Genomic DNA, 15,547 nt, shown 5'->3' with positions numbered 1-15,547 from the left:
ATCTGCAAACGCGCCGTGCGTCATATGGGACGCACGGCGTATTTGCCTGCCGATGACACCATGCTAACAGCATTGGAGCCGTTGATTGATCGCCTTTGGGGGGAGACAAGCATGAAAGAGGTTCTTCTCGAGCTGGAACGTAGGCGTGCAGCCGCGCGCGAAGGTGGTGGCCAGCGGCGCGTTGATGCCCAGCACGCCAAAGGCAAGTTGACGGCACGAGAACGCATCGAGATCTTCCTCGACGAGGGATCCTTCGAAGAATTCGACATGTTTGTCGAGCATAGATCCACCGATTTCGGCATGGAAAAAACACGTATATCCGGCGACGGTGTCGTGACGGGCTGGGGCACAGTCAATGGCCGCACAGTTTTCGTTTTCGCCAAGGATTTCACAGTGTTCGGCGGCTCTCTTTCCGAGGCGCATGCGGAGAAGGTGGTGAAGGTCCAGGAGATGGCGCTCAAGAACCGCGCGCCCATCATCGGATTTTACGATGCCGGCGGTGCCCGCATCCAGGAAGGCGTGGCGGCGCTCGGCGGCTACGCCGAAATTTTTCAGCGCAATGTCCTCGCATCCGGCGTCATTCCCCAGATTTCGGTCATCATGGGGCCGTGTGCCGGTGGCGATGTCTACTCCCCCGCGATGACCGACTTCATCTTCATGGTTCGCGACACGTCCTACATGTTTGTCACTGGACCGGACGTGGTCAAAACCGTGACCAACGAAACCGTGACAGCGGAAGAACTCGGCGGAGCATCTGTCCACACGGTCAAATCTTCAATAGCTGACGGCGCCTATGACAACGACGTTGAAGCGCTTCTGCAGATGCGTCGCCTGATCGACTTTCTGCCAACCTCGAACACGGGGGAGCTACCTGAGGTGGAGTGCTTCCAGTCCGTGTCCGACCCCGACTATTCCCTGGACCGGCTGGTCCCGGACAATGCCAACAAACCCTACGACATTCGCGAATTGATCCTGAAATCCTGCGACGAGGCGGATTTCTTCGAAATACAGGCATCTTTCGCCAAGAACATCGTCACCGGTTTCGGTCGCGTTGAAGGACGCACGGTTGGTTTCGTTGCCAACCAACCTATGGTGCTGGCAGGTGTTCTGGATTCCGACGCATCCAGAAAAGCCGCCCGTTTCGTCCGCTTCTGCGATTGCTTCAACATTCCGATAATCACCTATGTGGATGTGCCCGGTTTTCTACCCGGCACCGCGCAGGAGTATGGCGGTCTGATCAAGCACGGCGCGAAGCTGCTTTTTGCCTATGCAGAAGCAACCGTCCCGAAGATCACCCTTATCACCCGCAAGGCGTTCGGGGGTGCCTACGACGTGATGGCCTCCAAGCATCTTCGCGGAGACATCAACTACGCCTGGCCTTCGGCCCAGATTGCCGTGATGGGCGCCAAAGGTGCTGTGGAAATCATCTTCCGCAAGGACATCGATGATCCCGAAAAGATCGCCGCACACACCAAAATGTACGAAGACCGCTTCCTTTCCCCCTTCGTGGCAGCCGAACGCGGCTATGTGGACGAGGTGATCATGCCTCATTCCACACGGATGCGCATCGCGCGCGCACTAAGGATGCTGCGCAACAAGGACCTCAAAAACCCCTGGAAAAAGCACGACAACATCCCGCTTTGAGGTCTTGTCCTGCGCCCGGTCTCACAGTCTGTCAGAAGCTGCGCGGCGGCACGAACAGGCAGATGGTGCGACCATCCTTCTTGCCCGCGACGGAGCACCAGTGAAACACCCCGTCAGGCGAATTGCGCACACGCTTGTCCGTATAGGGCAGAACTTCACCTGTCACCTTGATCACATAGCCCTCAGGTCTCTCTTCGATGGCTGCGTTCGAGACCTGCTGACAATCGCGGTCGGAGCAACAGGCATAGGGATATCGCCACCCGCTCGGCGCCTCATGCGCTACAGCCACGGTCCAGGATGAAGTTAAAACCCCCAACAGGAAAGCACCACTGCAAGCCAGTTGTCGCGTGGAAAAGCCAGAGTAGACCATACTCATCTCCTCGAGACTCCTCCCGCAAACAGTCTCCACCCCATCCGTTAACGAAACTTTAACCATCAGTTTCGCAATTGCCTCAAAGCTGAAGAATGGCAACGGTAGAGATCGTTCGACCGCAGCGCGGCGGCGATTGAGGCAAGTTTGACGCCGGCGGTCGTTGACAATTCCGGTTTGCCGGTGTGGTCTGCCGATCAAACGCCGCGAACCGGTGACCGACACACTCAGGAAACGATCCCATGCCGAAAACCGATATCGCGCGCCGCGTCTACAATCACGCCTGGAAACTCGACCCGATTTGCCGCAGCCTTCTCGACACGGACTTTTACAAGCTTCTGATGCTGCAGATGATCTGGGGCCTTTATCCGAACGTGGATGCCACATTCTCCCTCATCAATCGAAACAAATCCGTTCTCCTGGCGGATGAGATCGATGAAGGAGAGCTGCGCGAGCAACTGGACCACGCGCGCGCTATCCGTTTCTCCAAAAAGGAAATGATCTGGCTCGCCGGCAACACGTTTTACGGTCGCAAGCAGATCTTTCAGCCAGAGTTCCTCAACTGGCTCGCAGATTTCCGTTTACCCGAGTACGAGCTCACCCGTCGTGGTGGTCAATACGAGCTGCATTTCCATGGCAAGTGGATGGAAACCACCATGTGGGAAATTCCGGCCCTGGCCATTATCAACGAGTTGCGGTCGCGCGCCGCCATGCGCTCACTCGGTCCATTTGCGCTCGACGTTCTGTATGCACGCGCCAAGGCGAAGGTATGGGCGAAGGTCGAGCGCCTCAAGAAGCTGCCCGAACTCAAGATTTCCGATTTCGGCACAAGGCGGCGGCACTCCTTCCTGTGGCAGCGCTGGTGTGTGGAAGCTCTCAAGGAAGGCATCGGAGATTCGTTCACCGGCACCTCGAATGTGCTCCTTGCCATGGACACTGACTTGGAAGCGCTTGGCACCAACGCTCACGAACTCCCGATGGTGCTGGCTGCCCTGGCCAAAACCGATGCGGAGCTGTTGCAGGCCCCCTATCGGGTACTCGAAGACTGGCAAAGCTATTACGGCGGCAATCTGTTGATCGTGCTTCCCGACGCATTCGGCACGGAAACGTTTCTGCGCAACGCGCCACCATGGGTGGCGGACTGGACTGGCTTCCGCCCCGACAGCGCTCCTCCCATTGAGGGTGGAGAACGCATCATGGAATTCTGGCGCAAGCACGGAAAAGATCCCCGCGACAAACTGCTGATCTTTTCAGACGGCCTCGACGTGGACACGATCGAGAACACCTACCGGCACTTCGAAGGCGAAGTACGCATGGCTTTCGGCTGGGGCACGAATCTCACCAATGATTTCGAAAATTGCGCACCAACCGAAGTCGACGGTCTGAAAGCGATTTCAGTCGTCTGCAAGGTTAGCCGCGCAAACGGCCAACCGGCGGTCAAACTATCCGACAATCCGGAAAAGGCCACCGGCGACCCCGCAGAAATCGAGCGCTACATAAGACTGTTTGGAGCGCAAAACCGCGTCCGACGCAGAGTCTCAGTCTGAGACCCCAACCCACCAGGCCGCGCAAGCGCTGCTTTGCGGCCTCACCGATCAGGTTTCCTCCAGCATTTCCTTCACAACAGTCGCAAGCTGTTTCAGAGAGAATGGCTTGGGCAGGAAGCCAAACTGCGCGTCCTCGGGCAAGTTCTTGGCAAATGCGTCCTCGGCATATCCCGACACAAAGATGAACTTGATGTCGGGTTGCACCTTGCGCAGTTCACCAAGCAGCGTCGGCCCGTCCATTTCAGGCATCACAACGTCGGAAACGACAATATCGATCTTCCCGTCCAGTTCCTCGAATATCTCAAGCGCCTCAACGCCCGAACTCGCCTCGTGCACCTCATAGCCGCGCGAAGAAAGAGCGCGCACACTGCCCATACGCACGGCATCCTCGTCCTCCACCAGAAGCACGCGCGCTGAACCAGAGAGATCACGTTTCTCTTCTCTGGCCTTTGCTGCATCATTTCCACGAACGGCAGCCTCCTCGGCTGTTTTCTCGGCTTCGGTCGGAACATGACGTGGCAGGAATATACGGAACGTCGTGCCCTCACCCAGCTCGGAATCGCAGAAAATGTAGCCACCGGTCTGTTTGACGATGCCATACACCATGGAAAGACCAAGGCCGGTTCCCTTGCCCACCTCCTTGGTCGTGAAGAACGGCTCAAAGATTTTCTTGATGGTTTCGGGATCAATGCCGGTGCCCGTGTCACTCACCTCCACGGCCACATAATCGGCAGCGATCATCTCGCGATAAGGGAATTGGGCACACTCTTCAGCCGAGATGTTACGGGTGCGGACTGCGAGCTTGCCACCGTCCGGCATGGCATCACGAGCATTCACCGTCAAATTAACGACAACCTGTTCAAACTGGCCGATATCCGCCTTCACCGGCCAGAGATCACGCCCATGCTCGATGGACAGGGAAATCTCGCTGCCGACAAGGCGCGCAAGCAGCATTCTCAGATCCGCGAGCACGTCCGTGAGGTTCAGCACTTCCGGACGCAGGGTCTGCCTTCGCGAGAACGCAAGAAGTTGCCGCACGAGCGAAGCCGCGCGATTGGCATTCTGCTTGATGTTCATGATGTCCGGGAAGGAGGGATCGGATGGACGGTGATTGGTCAGCAACAGGTCCGAAGCCATGATGATGGCTGTAAGGACATTGTTGAAATCGTGAGCGATGCCGCCGGCGAGCTGTCCCACTGCCTGCATCTTTTGGCTCTGCGCCATCTGGGCCTCGAGGGCCTTCTGCTCCGTGGTCTCGACGGCGTACACGATTGCGGCTTCCTCAGCGCCTTCGCCGCCTTCGTGATCGACCACAGGATTGACGTAGAAGCGAACGTGACGCTCGGCATCATCCGGCAGCATCGTGTCGATTGGCGCGATTTCTGCCTGGCGCTGCTTCGCCCTTTCGAGTGCTACGGCAAAAGCCTCACGATCATTCTCATGGATAACGGCATCGAGCCGGATATGCCGTTCCACAGCATCGCTGTCCACGACACGCGAGAACAGCGAAAGGAATGGCGCGTTGGTGCGCAGGATTCGTCCTTCATGATCCACAGATGCGATCGCCATCGGTGTGGAATTGAAGAAACGGGTGAAACGCACTTCCGAAGCCCGAAGGTCCGCGGATGCGTCTTCGCCCAGCTGGCGATTTAAAACGATCGTCCTGGTGGCACCTGGAGTTCCCTCGCGGCTGGCAGTTACGCGATGCATGAACCGCACTGGAAGCACCTCGCCATCCACGGTCGACAGGTCGAGATCGATCACGGCATTGCGCGCGGTTCCGGGGTCGGCCTTCACCGCATTGATCAGCGCCATGCCATCGCCCGCAACGATCTGTGGCAAACGCACCGCACCCGGTACAAAGTTGGCGAGGTCAATGCCCAGCCACTCCGCAAGCGTGGCGTTGATGTAAGTCACCCGCCCATCCGGATCGGCAGAGAAAAAGCCAGCCGGCGCATGATCCAGGTGATCAATCGCCTTTTGAAGATCGAGGAAAAAGCGTTCCTGTTCGGCACGCTCTTCCGAGATATCCGCGATTTGCCACGCCGACACAGGCTGGCGATAGCCTGGCAGCTTGAAAATACGCGCCCATGTCCTATACCAGCGCGCGCCCAATGCACCGCCGGGACGGATGGAACGAGAGAGGCGGAACTCTCCATCGCCTGAACGTCCATCACGCAGCCCCGCCGAGAGCTTCTCCACCACCGACGCTGCTTCCGGGTTATCCGCCAGCAGCGCGTCGACGGTCTTGACATCGGCCACCGATGTCGCTCCCGTCATTTGTGCATAAGCATTATTCGCGTAAAGGATGCGGCCCTTGGTGTCCGCAACCACAAGGCCCTCCTCCATGGAATCAACAAAGGCCCTGGAGAGTTCACTGCCTGCCGAACGCGGGGCGACCTGCACGAAGCCAATAGCCGTCGCGAACAGGAAACCCACACCTATCATCGCCAAAACGCCGAGAAGACCAAGCAGGAACGGCTCGCCGAGGCGCTCGCGGAACACGGAAAAAGCGACCGCGGAAAGCGTCAGAATAACAATGAAAATGATCAGACGCGTAATGGCACCTGGTCGAGAGCTCTGGTCTACGATCGGTGCTGCGTGGATTTCTCCCCCGGTCTGCTTGGCCATGCGTTTCCCGTTTGTCGCGCCCAATTCCCGCCGGGCTCCACGCGAACCCGGCCTCACCGGGATATATCAGGGCTCCCGGCATCTGCAAGCGTACACGTGTAATCGAAACGCAAATCGCCATTCTTTGCGCGAATTTTGCTGCTGAAAACCATGGTACCGTGCAGCGGCAGCTCTCCCATGGGTTGCCGCCTACCTGCGGGACGCATAACCTGACGGATCAAATTGAGAGTGGAGTGAACGAATGCGCGATTGGCTTGTGGGAATATTTGGAGAGGCTTACGCAACCGCGGCCTTCTGGACGATCATTCTCGTTGCCGTCGCGATTGTTCTTCTCGTTTTTGTACGGGTCAATCGTCGTTTTACTGCCGGAACCTTCATTTCTGGTACACGGGGCAGGCAGCCACGTCTGGCAGTAACGGACGCCACTCCTGTGGACAATAACAGGCGCCTTGTCCTGGTGCGCCGCGACGAGGTCGAACATCTTATTCTCATAGGCGGACCGACCGATCTGGTGATTGAAGCCAATATCGGAGGAACGCCTTCTGCTCAATCTGAGCCCAGTGTCCATACCCGCGAAGAGCGACCGTCACCGGCGGAACCGGAACCTTTGATCGTCGGTGAACCGGACAGCGAGGGAGATACGACCTCCTCCGCGCCCTCTTCGGGAGAAAAAGAAACGCCGGAGCCCGAGCGCAGGCCTGCAACGCCGCACCGTGAGATCCAGATAGCCAGCCGGCCGACACCAGCGTCCGCTCCGGCCCCAACCCCAGTACCCGCCCCGCGTCGATACCCGGCAGAGGGGGCGCAGCCTCTCCGTGAATCTGTCACATCGATCTCTGCACGGCCCGCCGTTGCTGCAACGTCGGCTGGTACTCTGGCCGCGGTAACGCCCTCCGCCCCAAAGCGCGAGCCAGCAGCCGATCATTTGAGTGAACGCCCGCAAACACAGGACGAGGTGCAGGCGCCCCGCACCAGTGACGCCCCTGTTGTCGACCTCGATGTTTCACGCGCGGAGCGTTCCAGCCCTCAGGAGAGCGCCAGCGAGCACACACTCGAAGATGAAATGAGCAGGCTGCTCGAAGAGCTTTCGGAGCAAAAGCACTGACGATTGGCGACAGCCCTTTTCGGGCACCTCCCATTCGAGCGCATTCCAGGCAAGAAAAAAGCGCCAACCCGGAGGGTGGCGCGTACAAACAAGACAAACTTCCGTCCAAGCCTGTAACAAAAATCAATCGTCGCGATAGACTTTTTCACGACGTTCATGACGTTCCTGTGCCTCAATCGACAACGTGGCGATCGGGCGCGCATCGAGACGTTTCAGTGAAATTGGTTCACCCGTCTCCTCGCAATACCCGTAAGTCCCCTCCTCGATCCGCTGCAGGGCGGCATCGATCTTGGAGATCAGCTTGCGCTGACGGTCACGCGCTCGCAATTCGATTGCACGATCCGTTTCGGACGACGCTCGGTCTGCGAGGTCCGGGTGGTTTGCACTTTCCTGTTGCAGTGCCTCGAGGGTCTCACGCGCTTCTTTCAGAATATCGCTTTTCCAACGCAACAATTTCGCACGGAAATATGAACGTTGGCGCTCATTCATGAAGGGCTCGTCCTCGGTGGGCACGTATTCGGCATTACTGAGCTCATTCATCGAGTCACCCTGAGATGTTGTGACGCCCGCGCCTATATATTCACCCGCCCCCACAACCACAAGCACAAAGGCCGCATGCTTCACGCTTTTGTTAATTGCGGCGGAAAAAGTGGATATCTCCTACTCCAGATGCGCGATGCGTATAAACTCCCGATAAGGCTGGAAGGAGTTCTACGGAGAGTGAAATGACAGAAAAACTTCCCATTCTCGGCTTAATCTGGAGTGTATCAGGCACGTTTCCTCCAGTTTTTTCCGGATTTCTTTAATGTCCCGGCTCCTCCTGCTCCGTCACGCGAAAGCCGGCTGGGCGGCGCCCGGCATGTCGGATTTCGAGCGCGCTTTGACCCATTCGGGACAGACTGACGCCAGAAAACTCGGTCAGCGCATGCGCACCAGCGGATTGATTCCCGATCTGGTTTTGTGTTCGCCGGCAAGGCGTGCCGTCGAAACCCTGGAGTCCGTCGTCTCAACGCTCTTCGAGCAACCGCCCAAAACGAATATGATCCGGGAATTGTACAATTCCGACGCAGCCGATTACCTCCAGGCCGTGCGCGAAGCTCCGGCGGCCAGCACACTGTTGGTGGTAGGGCACAATCCGATGATGGAGGATCTTGCATTCGAACTTCCTGCCGCGGGGGATCAACAGGCCATGCAGGCAACGGCTTCCGGCTTTCCCACTTGCGGCCTCGCGGTGATCAGCTTCGAGGGCCCGCTTTCCAAGGTGCGACGGAACGGCGGGCGCCTCGAAGCCTTCCTGAAACCGGATCGTTGAGGGAACGCTCTTCAATCATGGCTTCGGGTTCCTATATGCAAGGTCTTGCGATTTTTGAGGATTTCGCCATTTGGCTTCATTGACCACATACACAGACGAAGCGCGGATTGCTCTCGACACGCTCGCCGGTCGCGCTGCCGGTCTCGTTTCGCCCTCGCTTAGAATTGGGGTCACCGGGCTTTCGCGCGCAGGCAAGACCGTGTTCATCACCGCATTCGTGCACAATCTGCTGCATGGCGGTCGCCTGCCCCTCTTCGAAGCACAAAGCTCGGGTCGGATTTCAAAAGCCTATCTCGAACATCAGCCCGACGATGCCGTACCTCGTTTTCAATATGAAGATCACATTGCCGCGCTTGTTGAAAACCGCGTCTGGCCAGAATCCACGCGCGCCATCTCCGAACTCCGCCTGACCGTGGAGTTTGAATCCGCATCGGCATGGAATCGACTGCTGTCGCGCGGAAAATTGTCCTTCGATATCGTTGATTATCCTGGAGAATGGCTTCTCGATCTCCCCCTCCTGTTGAAGGATTACGAGACTTTCAGCCGTGAGGCGCTGGAGATGGCAGTCCTGCCTGTACGAGCCGATCTCTCGGAGGAGTGGCGTGGCCAGACGCGCGATTGCGACCCGGACCAACCAGCCGACGAAATGACGGCACGTAGACTCTTCGAGGCTTTCTCATCCTATCTGCGTGCCTGCAAATCCGATCACCGTGCACTCTCGACACTGCCGCCCGGCCGGTTTTTGATGCCTGGCGAGCTTGAAGGTTCTCCAGCCCTGACTTTTGCTCCTCTCAACGTCCAGCCTGGCACAAAGGCCAGGTCCGGTTCACTCCACGCCATGATGGAGCGACGTTACGAGGCCTACAAAACGCATGTAGTTCGCCCATTCTTCCGCGAGCACATCGCCCGGCTCGACCGCCAGATCGTTCTGATCGACGCAATGCAGGCCATGAACGCCGGAGCTGAGGCGGTGACCGACCTCGAACGGGCACTGACGGAGATCCTTTCGTGCTTTCGTCAGGGGCGTGGAAATCTTCTGACCGGGCTGATTTCCCATCGCATTGACCGGATACTCGTCGCTGCGACCAAGGCAGATCATATTCATCATGAGAGCCATGACCGGTTGCAGGCGATCGTGCGAAGGCTCGCCGACCGCGCCATTGCCAGGGCCGATTTCTCCGGCGCCACGGTGGACGTCCTCGCAATGGCAGCCGTACGGGCCACACGCGAAGGAACAGTGAGACAAGGCAGGGAAACACTGCCTGTCATTATCGGAACACCTCTCGAGGGTGAGACCATCGCCGGCGACACATTCGACGGCGAAACGGAAACGGCTGTTTTTCCGGGCGATCTGCCAGAAAAGCCCGGCCTGATCTTTCAACAGCCGAAACCGGATCAAGACAGCAGCAGCCCCGCTCCAGAACAATCGCTTCGTTTTGTGCGGTTCCGTCCACCGCGGCTGGAACGGACGGCAGAAGGCATTACCCTTTCACTACCGCATATCAGACTTGACCGGGCCCTTCAGTTTCTCGTCGGAGACCATCTTGCATGAAGAGAGCGCCCGCTTCATTTCGCATCGATCCACCGAAATCCGCCAATCCCGAAAAGCCGGCGACCAAACGGAAACCCCGGTCAATCGAGCCGGGCAAGGCGGTAGCGGTGGTCGCCGAAAGCGACGATTTCTTTGCCAGCCCGGACCCGGCATTCACTGACCCACCACCCGTCCCGCCTCGCCGCCGATCCCTCCTCGGGCGTGTGTTCTTCGCAGCATTCGGAATTCTCATTTCGTTGGCGATCGGCCTTTGGACCGACCGGTTGATCCGAGATCTTTTCAACCGTGCCGACTGGCTTGGCTGGCTGGCGCTGGGCGTGGCCGCGATCGCTTTGACTGCCTTCGTGGCAATCATCGTTCGGGAGGTGCTCGGCATCATGCGGCTCGCTTCCATCGAAGCCCTGCGTCGGGATGCGACGGATGCGATCCTTCGAAATGACGCCAGAGAAGCCCGGAAAACGGTGGAACATCTCGTGGGTCTTCTTGCGCAAAAGCCCGAGACGGCGGCCGGACGCAAGACTCTCCACGGTCTGAACGATGATGTGATCGACGGCGCGGACCTGCTCGCAGTTGCCGAGAAGGAACTCCTTGCCCCCCTCGATGCGTTGGCGCGCACGCAAGTTTTGAATGCTGCCAAGCGGGTTTCGGTGGTAACAGCCGTCTCCCCCCGTGCACTTGTTGATATCGTCTATGTGCTTTTCGAGGCCGCACGGCTGACGCGACGCATCGCCGACCTCTACGGCGCGCGGCCCGGATTTCTAGGATTCATGCGTCTCGTGCGCAGCATTCTCGCACATCTTGCAATCACCGGCTCCATGGCTGCGGGTGAAACCCTTGTGCAGCAGGTCGTCGGCCACGGGCTCGCTGCGCGCCTGTCTGCAAAACTCGGCGAAGGCGTGGTCAATGGCATGATGACGGCGCGCATCGGCATTGCTGCAATGGATGCAGCCCGGCCGCTGCCCTTCAACGCCATTCCGCGGCCTGGTGTGGGAGATTTCCTAAAAGCGCTGACGAGTTTCACTGCAACCAAGAATGCGAGCAAAGACAGCGCGTAGGCGGAAACGACTCTTCCGCACACACGAGGCAGCCAGGTGAGTCTCAAAAGACACACCCGGCAAACATCATGTCTGGGCGCCAAGGTTTGATGCGCACAGCGGCTGCACCGAATCGCTCCAGTATGGTAGATAAAGCCTTAACCAATCTGCGGCAGGATTCCCGTCAGATTTTGTTTCAACCAGACTTGGTCATTTAGCTCATGCTGAAATTCGCGCTCAAGCTTGCCCTTTTGGCCGCTGCTGCAGCCCCAATGTCCGGAATGGCCGGCGCGGCGGAAGCTTCAGAAAGCGAGAGGCGTTTTTTCCAGTCCGTCGAAGGAAGCTGGTCTGGCCCGGGCGAAATCGTCGCCGGCAAGTACAAGGGAACGAAATTCGTCTGCAATTTCGACGGCGGCACCCCCGAGAAAAATATCGGGATGGCGCTGGACGGAACTTGCCGTGTCGGGGTTTTCACGCAACCAATGAAGGCCAGTGTTGTCCGCGAAAAAGGCGGCTACCGTGGCACATTCCTTGATGGCGCAGCCGGAAAGGGTCTCGATGTTACCGGAGGCAAGGTCATTGGGAACGATGTGGTCTTCGCGCTTCACCGCTCCTCACTGAGCGGTGCCATGCGCGCGCGCATCAGCGACAAAAATACCATGCACATCACGATATCCGTGCAGGTGAACGATGACATGGTTCCTGTGATCGGAATGAAGCTGAAGCGCACGGATTCCGGTGGCATTGAAGCCATCGCTCGCCAATAACCGGCTGCACCATAGAGAGGCGTTCTCGCCTCTATAGAGTGAGAATCCCTTGTCGACTGCCTTCTATGCGCTGCCCTCGCGCCACCACCATCCGTCCCGTGTGATGCGCTCCATGCCGCTCTGATCAAGCGTTTCCAGAAGTGTCCTGACTGATCGTCCGCCGATCTCCAGCGCCGGCGCGATCTCGGCCAGCGGAGCCAGGACAAACGCACGCTCAGCCATGCGCGGATGAGGTATTGTCAACCCGGCGTCATCCACGACCCTGTCTCCATAAAAAAGTACGTCCACGTCGATGGGGCGCGGTCCCCAGCGCTCCTGGCGCACGCGCTTGAGCACGCGCTCAATCGTCAGGCATTGTTCAAGGAGCGGGTGCGGAGCAAGACTGGTGCGCACCCAGGCAACGGCGTTGAGAAAATCAGGCTGATCAAGCTTGCCCCACGGCGGCGTTCGGTAGAGCGATGAAACTAAACGGACTTCAGTATCATCCCTGGCATCCAACGTGGACAAAACCATCTGCATCGCGCGACGTGGATCGCCGACATTGCCACCCAACCCCAAATAGACATCCTGCATCTTATTGGGGCCAGGCCAGGGAAACCTCGACATAGTCCAAGACCCCGGGAACGGGTGCGTTGGGCTTGCGTATCGTGATTTCGGAGCGCGCGATCTGCGGGAAACGGGAAGCAAGGGCCTTCGCTACCTCGAGTGCCAACGCCTCGATCAGAAAGCGGCGTTTGCCGGAAATGATCTCTTCAATGACCTTGAAGGCGGCGCCGTAATCAACTGTCCCCTCAAGGGAATCGTCGCTAAGTGCCCTCCCGGGCTCTACGGTCAGCTCCGCGTCCACATAAAAACGCTGCCCCAGGCGCTCCTCTTCGTCATGCACGCCATGTCGCGCGAAGAAAGCGCAGTTCTTCATCCGGATTACATACATCATCGCCTCACCGGCCTATCTCTGAGCTGCAAGCATAGCATCCGCAATTCTCAGGGAATCCCTGTTGATTGCGACATTGTGCACGCGAAAAACGGCCGCGCCCTTCATTCTCAGCAGCGCACTGGTCGCGGCTGTTCCCACATCCCGCGCTTCGGCACTCTCCCGGCCTGTGACAGCCCCGACAAAGCGCTTCCGCGATGTACCGACAAGGAGAGGAAAGGCAAGCCCTGCCAATTCTTCGAAACGGGCCATGATCTCGACATTCTCCGCCGTATCCTTGGCAAAGCCAAATCCCGGATCCAGTATGATCTGTTCGTCTCTGACACCTGCCTGACGAGCAATCTCCAGAGAGAGCCGCAGGAACGAGAACTGGTCTGCAATTACATCAGGCAGCTTCTCACGCTCGCGGCCCGTGTGCATGATGGCAAGCCCTGCCCCGCTTTTCGCAGCAACAGCCGCAATACCCGGCTCACGCTGGAGCCCCCAGACATCATTGACGATATGCGCTCCCGCCGCGACCGCAAGCCGGGCTGTCTCGGCCCGATAGGTGTCTACAGAGAGTAAAATGTCATCGCGGCCGGCGAGCGCTTCGAACACCGGCAAGATCCGGTCCTGCTCTTCGCTTGCGGACACAGGGGCACCGCCTGGACGCGTCGATTCACCGCCAATATCGACGATATGTGCCCCGTCTCCGATTAATCGCTCGGCCTGACGGAGCGCAGCCTCCAGACTCACAAAAGCGCCACCATCGGAAAAACTGTCCGGTGTAACGTTCAAAATGCCCATGATGATGGCATCTGGTCCGAGAACAAGTTCGCGCCCGTGCGCAAGTCTCCAGACAGGAAAAATCATAGGGCTTTCAGCCTCCGGATCACAATCAGGCGTTTTTGCGGCTCATTGCCGCCAAAATCAACCGCAATGTGTTTGACGGATCGAGTCGGAAACCGCTCAGGCCAGGCTTGTCATCGTGCGGCCGAAGTCGCAGGGTGTTTTTGGGAGACAATATGAAACGCATCACGCTGACATTCGCCCTGCTGGCCTTTGTTGCATGGCCCGCCGAAAGCGCCGACATTTCCCGTACCTATACTTACTTCTCGATCGGCGGGAAAACGCTGAGCGAGATAGAGCAACAGCTCCGTTCACGGGGGCCCCATGTGCAAAGCACCGGGCAACGTCACCCCGGCGCCACGCGTATGGAGTTCAAGACCAAGATTACGTACAAGGAACACAAGCGCCGTTGCCGCATCGCCGACGTGAAAGTCACAGTCGATGCGCGCGTTTTCCTTCCGCGCTGGCGCAACCGCAAGACCGCTGGCCCGGAAACCGCTCTCGTCTGGGACACACTCTCCAAAGACATCAAACGCCATGAAGAGAGCCATCTGGGGATCGCCAAACGCTACGCACGCAGCATAGAACGCGAAATCGGAGATCTTGCCCCGCACGCCTCGTGTGAAACGCTCCAGGCGCGCGCCGAACGCGTGACACAGAAGAAGCTCGAGGAACACGATGCAGCACAAGCGCGATTCGACCGGATCGAAAGCGGCAATTTCGAATGGCGATTGATGCGCCTGCTAAACTACCGGCTGGAGCAGCTCGAAAAAGGGCGAAACCCCGGGTAAAGCGCTTCGATACGCCCCTTGGCTTGCGAAAGCCAACAAGTCAGGCTTGTCGCTCGGGAATGCGAACAACGAGACCGTCCAGTTCGTCGCGCACAATGATCTGACAGGACAAACGTGACGTCGGCTGAACCTCGTAGGCAAAGTCCAGCATGTCCTCTTCCATGGCTTCAGGCTGTCCGACCGTGTCAGACCACTCTTCACCCACATAGACGTGGCAAGTCGCACAGGCGCAGGCCCCGCCACACTCCGCTTCGATGCCGGGCACGGCGTTGCGAATTGCGTTTTCCATGACCGTGGATCCGTTGTCGGCATCGACATCGAAGCGCGTGCCATCGGGGACGATATAGGTGATCTTCGGCATGCGGGCACTCAGCAGTTGGTAGGATTGTCGCAAATTGCGGGGCGAGGCACTGGAGGCAACAGCACATAGGCCACTACGCCCAAGTTTCGCGTTTCACTTATGTTTTTTGGACCGCAAAGGCAATCCATGGCTGCGCCTGCGGTGAAAGATTATCGCAATCTCGAAATGAATTCATTGGCTTCGCAGATTAATTTCGCCAATTGCGTTATGCCTTCATCATTTGCCGGATTCTTTTCGATCGCCGCAGCGCAGGCAGCAATCGCCCCTGCTCCAACTCCTCGCGCAGAACCGACAAGCGCATGTGCCATCTCGCGTCTCGATTGAAGGTCACATCCACGCATGCGCTCGCTCATTCCCTCGATCTGTCGCCGAAACATACCAAGGATTTCCAGCGCCAACATTTCATCGCCCATGGTTTGACGTGCCAGATGCTTCAGATCGAACGGTATCACGCCCGTTGCTGAATGCCCCTCGTCAAAAAGCCCACCTGAAATGATCTGCACCCTGATCCCCGACTTCCTCTACGTCACCTTTCACACCCTATTAATGCCGGATGGACAACGGGTTAACGGCTTCAGTGCAAAGCGACTGTTTCACCATAAACGTCGTTAACCTTATGTTTAAACTTTTACACATCCGACCGATTGCGTGTTTTCAACGGAGCCTTGTCC

The 15,547-nt window shown here is 58.0% G+C and carries 16 protein-coding genes; 8 read left to right on the top strand and 8 right to left on the bottom strand.

Features of this window, described 5'->3' with window-relative positions; all coding sequences use genetic code 11:
- Nucleotides 1-111 precede the first annotated feature (111 nt).
- Nucleotides 112-1,644: an acyl-CoA carboxylase subunit beta gene (locus P2W41_RS09415; RefSeq protein WP_292895874.1), complete on the top strand. Its 1,533-nt coding sequence runs from the start codon at nt 112-114 to the stop codon at nt 1,642-1,644.
- A 31-nt stretch (nt 1,645-1,675) separates the two neighbouring features.
- Here the strand turns inward: P2W41_RS09415 and P2W41_RS09410 are convergent, their stop codons facing one another.
- Complete coding sequence (locus P2W41_RS09410) at nt 1,676-2,014, bottom strand: hypothetical protein (RefSeq protein ID WP_292900177.1); 339 nt, start codon at nt 2,012-2,014, stop codon at nt 1,676-1,678.
- Nucleotides 2,015-2,256: 242 nt separating this feature from the next.
- On the opposite strand from P2W41_RS09410, the gene pncB reads away from it, so the two are divergent.
- A complete protein-coding gene (gene pncB / locus P2W41_RS09405) occupies nt 2,257-3,561 on the top strand; it encodes a nicotinate phosphoribosyltransferase (RefSeq protein WP_292895876.1) in 1,305 nt (434 codons plus the stop codon).
- 48 nt (nt 3,562-3,609) lie between these two features.
- Here the strand turns inward: pncB and cckA are convergent, their stop codons facing one another.
- Nucleotides 3,610-6,192 (bottom strand): cell cycle histidine kinase CckA, encoded by a 2,583-nt coding sequence (gene cckA, locus P2W41_RS09400; protein ID WP_404933010.1) that lies wholly within the window; start codon nt 6,190-6,192, stop codon nt 3,610-3,612.
- 241 nt (nt 6,193-6,433) lie between these two features.
- Between cckA and P2W41_RS09395 the strand changes: the two genes are divergently transcribed.
- Complete coding sequence (locus P2W41_RS09395) at nt 6,434-7,297, top strand: flagellar biosynthetic protein FliO (protein ID WP_292895880.1); 864 nt, start codon at nt 6,434-6,436, stop codon at nt 7,295-7,297.
- 123 nt (nt 7,298-7,420) lie between these two features.
- On the opposite strand, the gene dksA is transcribed toward P2W41_RS09395, so the two are convergent.
- Nucleotides 7,421-7,837, bottom strand: a complete 417-nt coding sequence (gene dksA, locus P2W41_RS09390; RefSeq protein ID WP_223020818.1) for an RNA polymerase-binding protein DksA — start codon at nt 7,835-7,837, stop codon at nt 7,421-7,423.
- Nucleotides 7,838-8,102: 265 nt separating this feature from the next.
- Here dksA and P2W41_RS09385 point away from each other — a divergent pair, with 265 nt between their 5' ends.
- From P2W41_RS09385 to P2W41_RS09370, 4 genes are all read left to right on the top strand, one after another.
- A complete protein-coding gene (locus tag P2W41_RS09385) occupies nt 8,103-8,609 on the top strand; it encodes a histidine phosphatase family protein (RefSeq protein ID WP_292895883.1) in 507 nt (168 codons plus the stop codon).
- 70 nt (nt 8,610-8,679) lie between these two features.
- On the top strand, nt 8,680-10,161 hold the full coding sequence (locus P2W41_RS09380) for a YcjX family protein (protein ID WP_404933009.1): 1,482 nt from the start codon (nt 8,680-8,682) through the stop codon (nt 10,159-10,161).
- Nucleotides 10,158-11,216: a YcjF family protein gene (locus P2W41_RS09375; RefSeq protein ID WP_404933008.1), complete on the top strand. Its 1,059-nt coding sequence runs from the start codon at nt 10,158-10,160 to the stop codon at nt 11,214-11,216. The genes P2W41_RS09380 and P2W41_RS09375 overlap by 4 nt, the downstream gene beginning before the upstream one ends.
- Nucleotides 11,217-11,416: 200 nt before the next feature.
- Nucleotides 11,417-11,962, top strand: coding sequence for a hypothetical protein (locus P2W41_RS09370; RefSeq protein WP_404933007.1), 546 nt, complete (start codon nt 11,417-11,419; stop codon nt 11,960-11,962).
- 63 nt (nt 11,963-12,025) lie between these two features.
- Here P2W41_RS09370 and folK read toward each other — a convergent pair whose 3' ends face one another.
- The 3 genes from folK to folP are packed head-to-tail and all read right to left on the bottom strand — an operon-like array spanning nt 12,026 to nt 13,748.
- Nucleotides 12,026-12,535: a 2-amino-4-hydroxy-6-hydroxymethyldihydropteridine diphosphokinase gene (gene folK / locus P2W41_RS09365; protein ID WP_404933006.1), complete on the bottom strand. Its 510-nt coding sequence runs from the start codon at nt 12,533-12,535 to the stop codon at nt 12,026-12,028.
- A 1-nt stretch (nt 12,536) separates the two neighbouring features.
- Nucleotides 12,537-12,896, bottom strand: a complete 360-nt coding sequence (folB, locus tag P2W41_RS09360) for a dihydroneopterin aldolase (RefSeq protein WP_229449254.1) — start codon at nt 12,894-12,896, stop codon at nt 12,537-12,539.
- 15 nt (nt 12,897-12,911) lie between these two features.
- The gene (gene folP, locus P2W41_RS09355) at nt 12,912-13,748 is read right to left on the bottom strand and encodes a dihydropteroate synthase (RefSeq protein WP_404933005.1); all 837 of its coding nucleotides are present in this window, start codon (nt 13,746-13,748) and stop codon (nt 12,912-12,914) included.
- Between the two features lie 152 nt (nt 13,749-13,900).
- Between folP and P2W41_RS09350 the strand changes: the two genes are divergently transcribed.
- Nucleotides 13,901-14,515: a DUF922 domain-containing Zn-dependent protease gene (locus P2W41_RS09350; RefSeq protein WP_404933004.1), complete on the top strand. Its 615-nt coding sequence runs from the start codon at nt 13,901-13,903 to the stop codon at nt 14,513-14,515.
- 40 nt (nt 14,516-14,555) lie between these two features.
- Here P2W41_RS09350 and P2W41_RS09345 read toward each other — a convergent pair whose 3' ends face one another.
- Together P2W41_RS09345 and P2W41_RS09340 are read right to left on the bottom strand one after the other, a co-directional pair.
- Nucleotides 14,556-14,876, bottom strand: coding sequence for a 2Fe-2S iron-sulfur cluster-binding protein (locus tag P2W41_RS09345; protein WP_292895895.1), 321 nt, complete (start codon nt 14,874-14,876; stop codon nt 14,556-14,558).
- 149 nt (nt 14,877-15,025) lie between these two features.
- Nucleotides 15,026-15,379, bottom strand: a complete 354-nt coding sequence (locus tag P2W41_RS09340) for an Hpt domain-containing protein (RefSeq protein ID WP_404933003.1) — start codon at nt 15,377-15,379, stop codon at nt 15,026-15,028.
- Nucleotides 15,380-15,547 lie beyond the last annotated feature (168 nt).

The organism is Nitratireductor sp. L15S-10, assembly GCF_045011005.1.
GTDB lineage: Bacteria > Pseudomonadota > Alphaproteobacteria > Rhizobiales > Rhizobiaceae > Nitratireductor.
The sequence above is the reverse complement of the archived record's forward strand: the minus strand, read 5'-3'. Positions and strand labels throughout refer to the sequence as shown.

Coding starts and splice junctions, on each gene's coding strand:
- cckA (WP_404933010.1), bottom strand. CDS start 6,192: ATGGCCAAGCAGACCGGGGGAGAAATCCACGCAGCACCGATCGTAGAC.
- folB (WP_229449254.1), bottom strand. CDS start 12,896: ATGTATGTAATCCGGATGAAGAACTGCGCTTTCTTCGCGCGACATGGC.
- folK (WP_404933006.1), bottom strand. CDS start 12,535: ATGCAGGATGTCTATTTGGGGTTGGGTGGCAATGTCGGCGATCCACGT.
- dksA (WP_223020818.1), bottom strand. CDS start 7,837: ATGAATGAGCTCAGTAATGCCGAATACGTGCCCACCGAGGACGAGCCC.
- P2W41_RS09385 (WP_292895883.1), top strand. CDS start 8,103: ATGTCCCGGCTCCTCCTGCTCCGTCACGCGAAAGCCGGCTGGGCGGCG.
- P2W41_RS09410 (WP_292900177.1), bottom strand. CDS start 2,014: ATGGTCTACTCTGGCTTTTCCACGCGACAACTGGCTTGCAGTGGTGCT.
- P2W41_RS09350 (WP_404933004.1), top strand. CDS start 13,901: ATGAAACGCATCACGCTGACATTCGCCCTGCTGGCCTTTGTTGCATGG.
- P2W41_RS09370 (WP_404933007.1), top strand. CDS start 11,417: ATGCTGAAATTCGCGCTCAAGCTTGCCCTTTTGGCCGCTGCTGCAGCC.
- P2W41_RS09415 (WP_292895874.1), top strand. CDS start 112: ATGAAAGAGGTTCTTCTCGAGCTGGAACGTAGGCGTGCAGCCGCGCGC.
- P2W41_RS09345 (WP_292895895.1), bottom strand. CDS start 14,876: ATGCCGAAGATCACCTATATCGTCCCCGATGGCACGCGCTTCGATGTC.
- folP (WP_404933005.1), bottom strand. CDS start 13,748: ATGATTTTTCCTGTCTGGAGACTTGCGCACGGGCGCGAACTTGTTCTC.
- P2W41_RS09375 (WP_404933008.1), top strand. CDS start 10,158: ATGAAGAGAGCGCCCGCTTCATTTCGCATCGATCCACCGAAATCCGCC.
- P2W41_RS09395 (WP_292895880.1), top strand. CDS start 6,434: ATGCGCGATTGGCTTGTGGGAATATTTGGAGAGGCTTACGCAACCGCG.
- pncB (WP_292895876.1), top strand. CDS start 2,257: ATGCCGAAAACCGATATCGCGCGCCGCGTCTACAATCACGCCTGGAAA.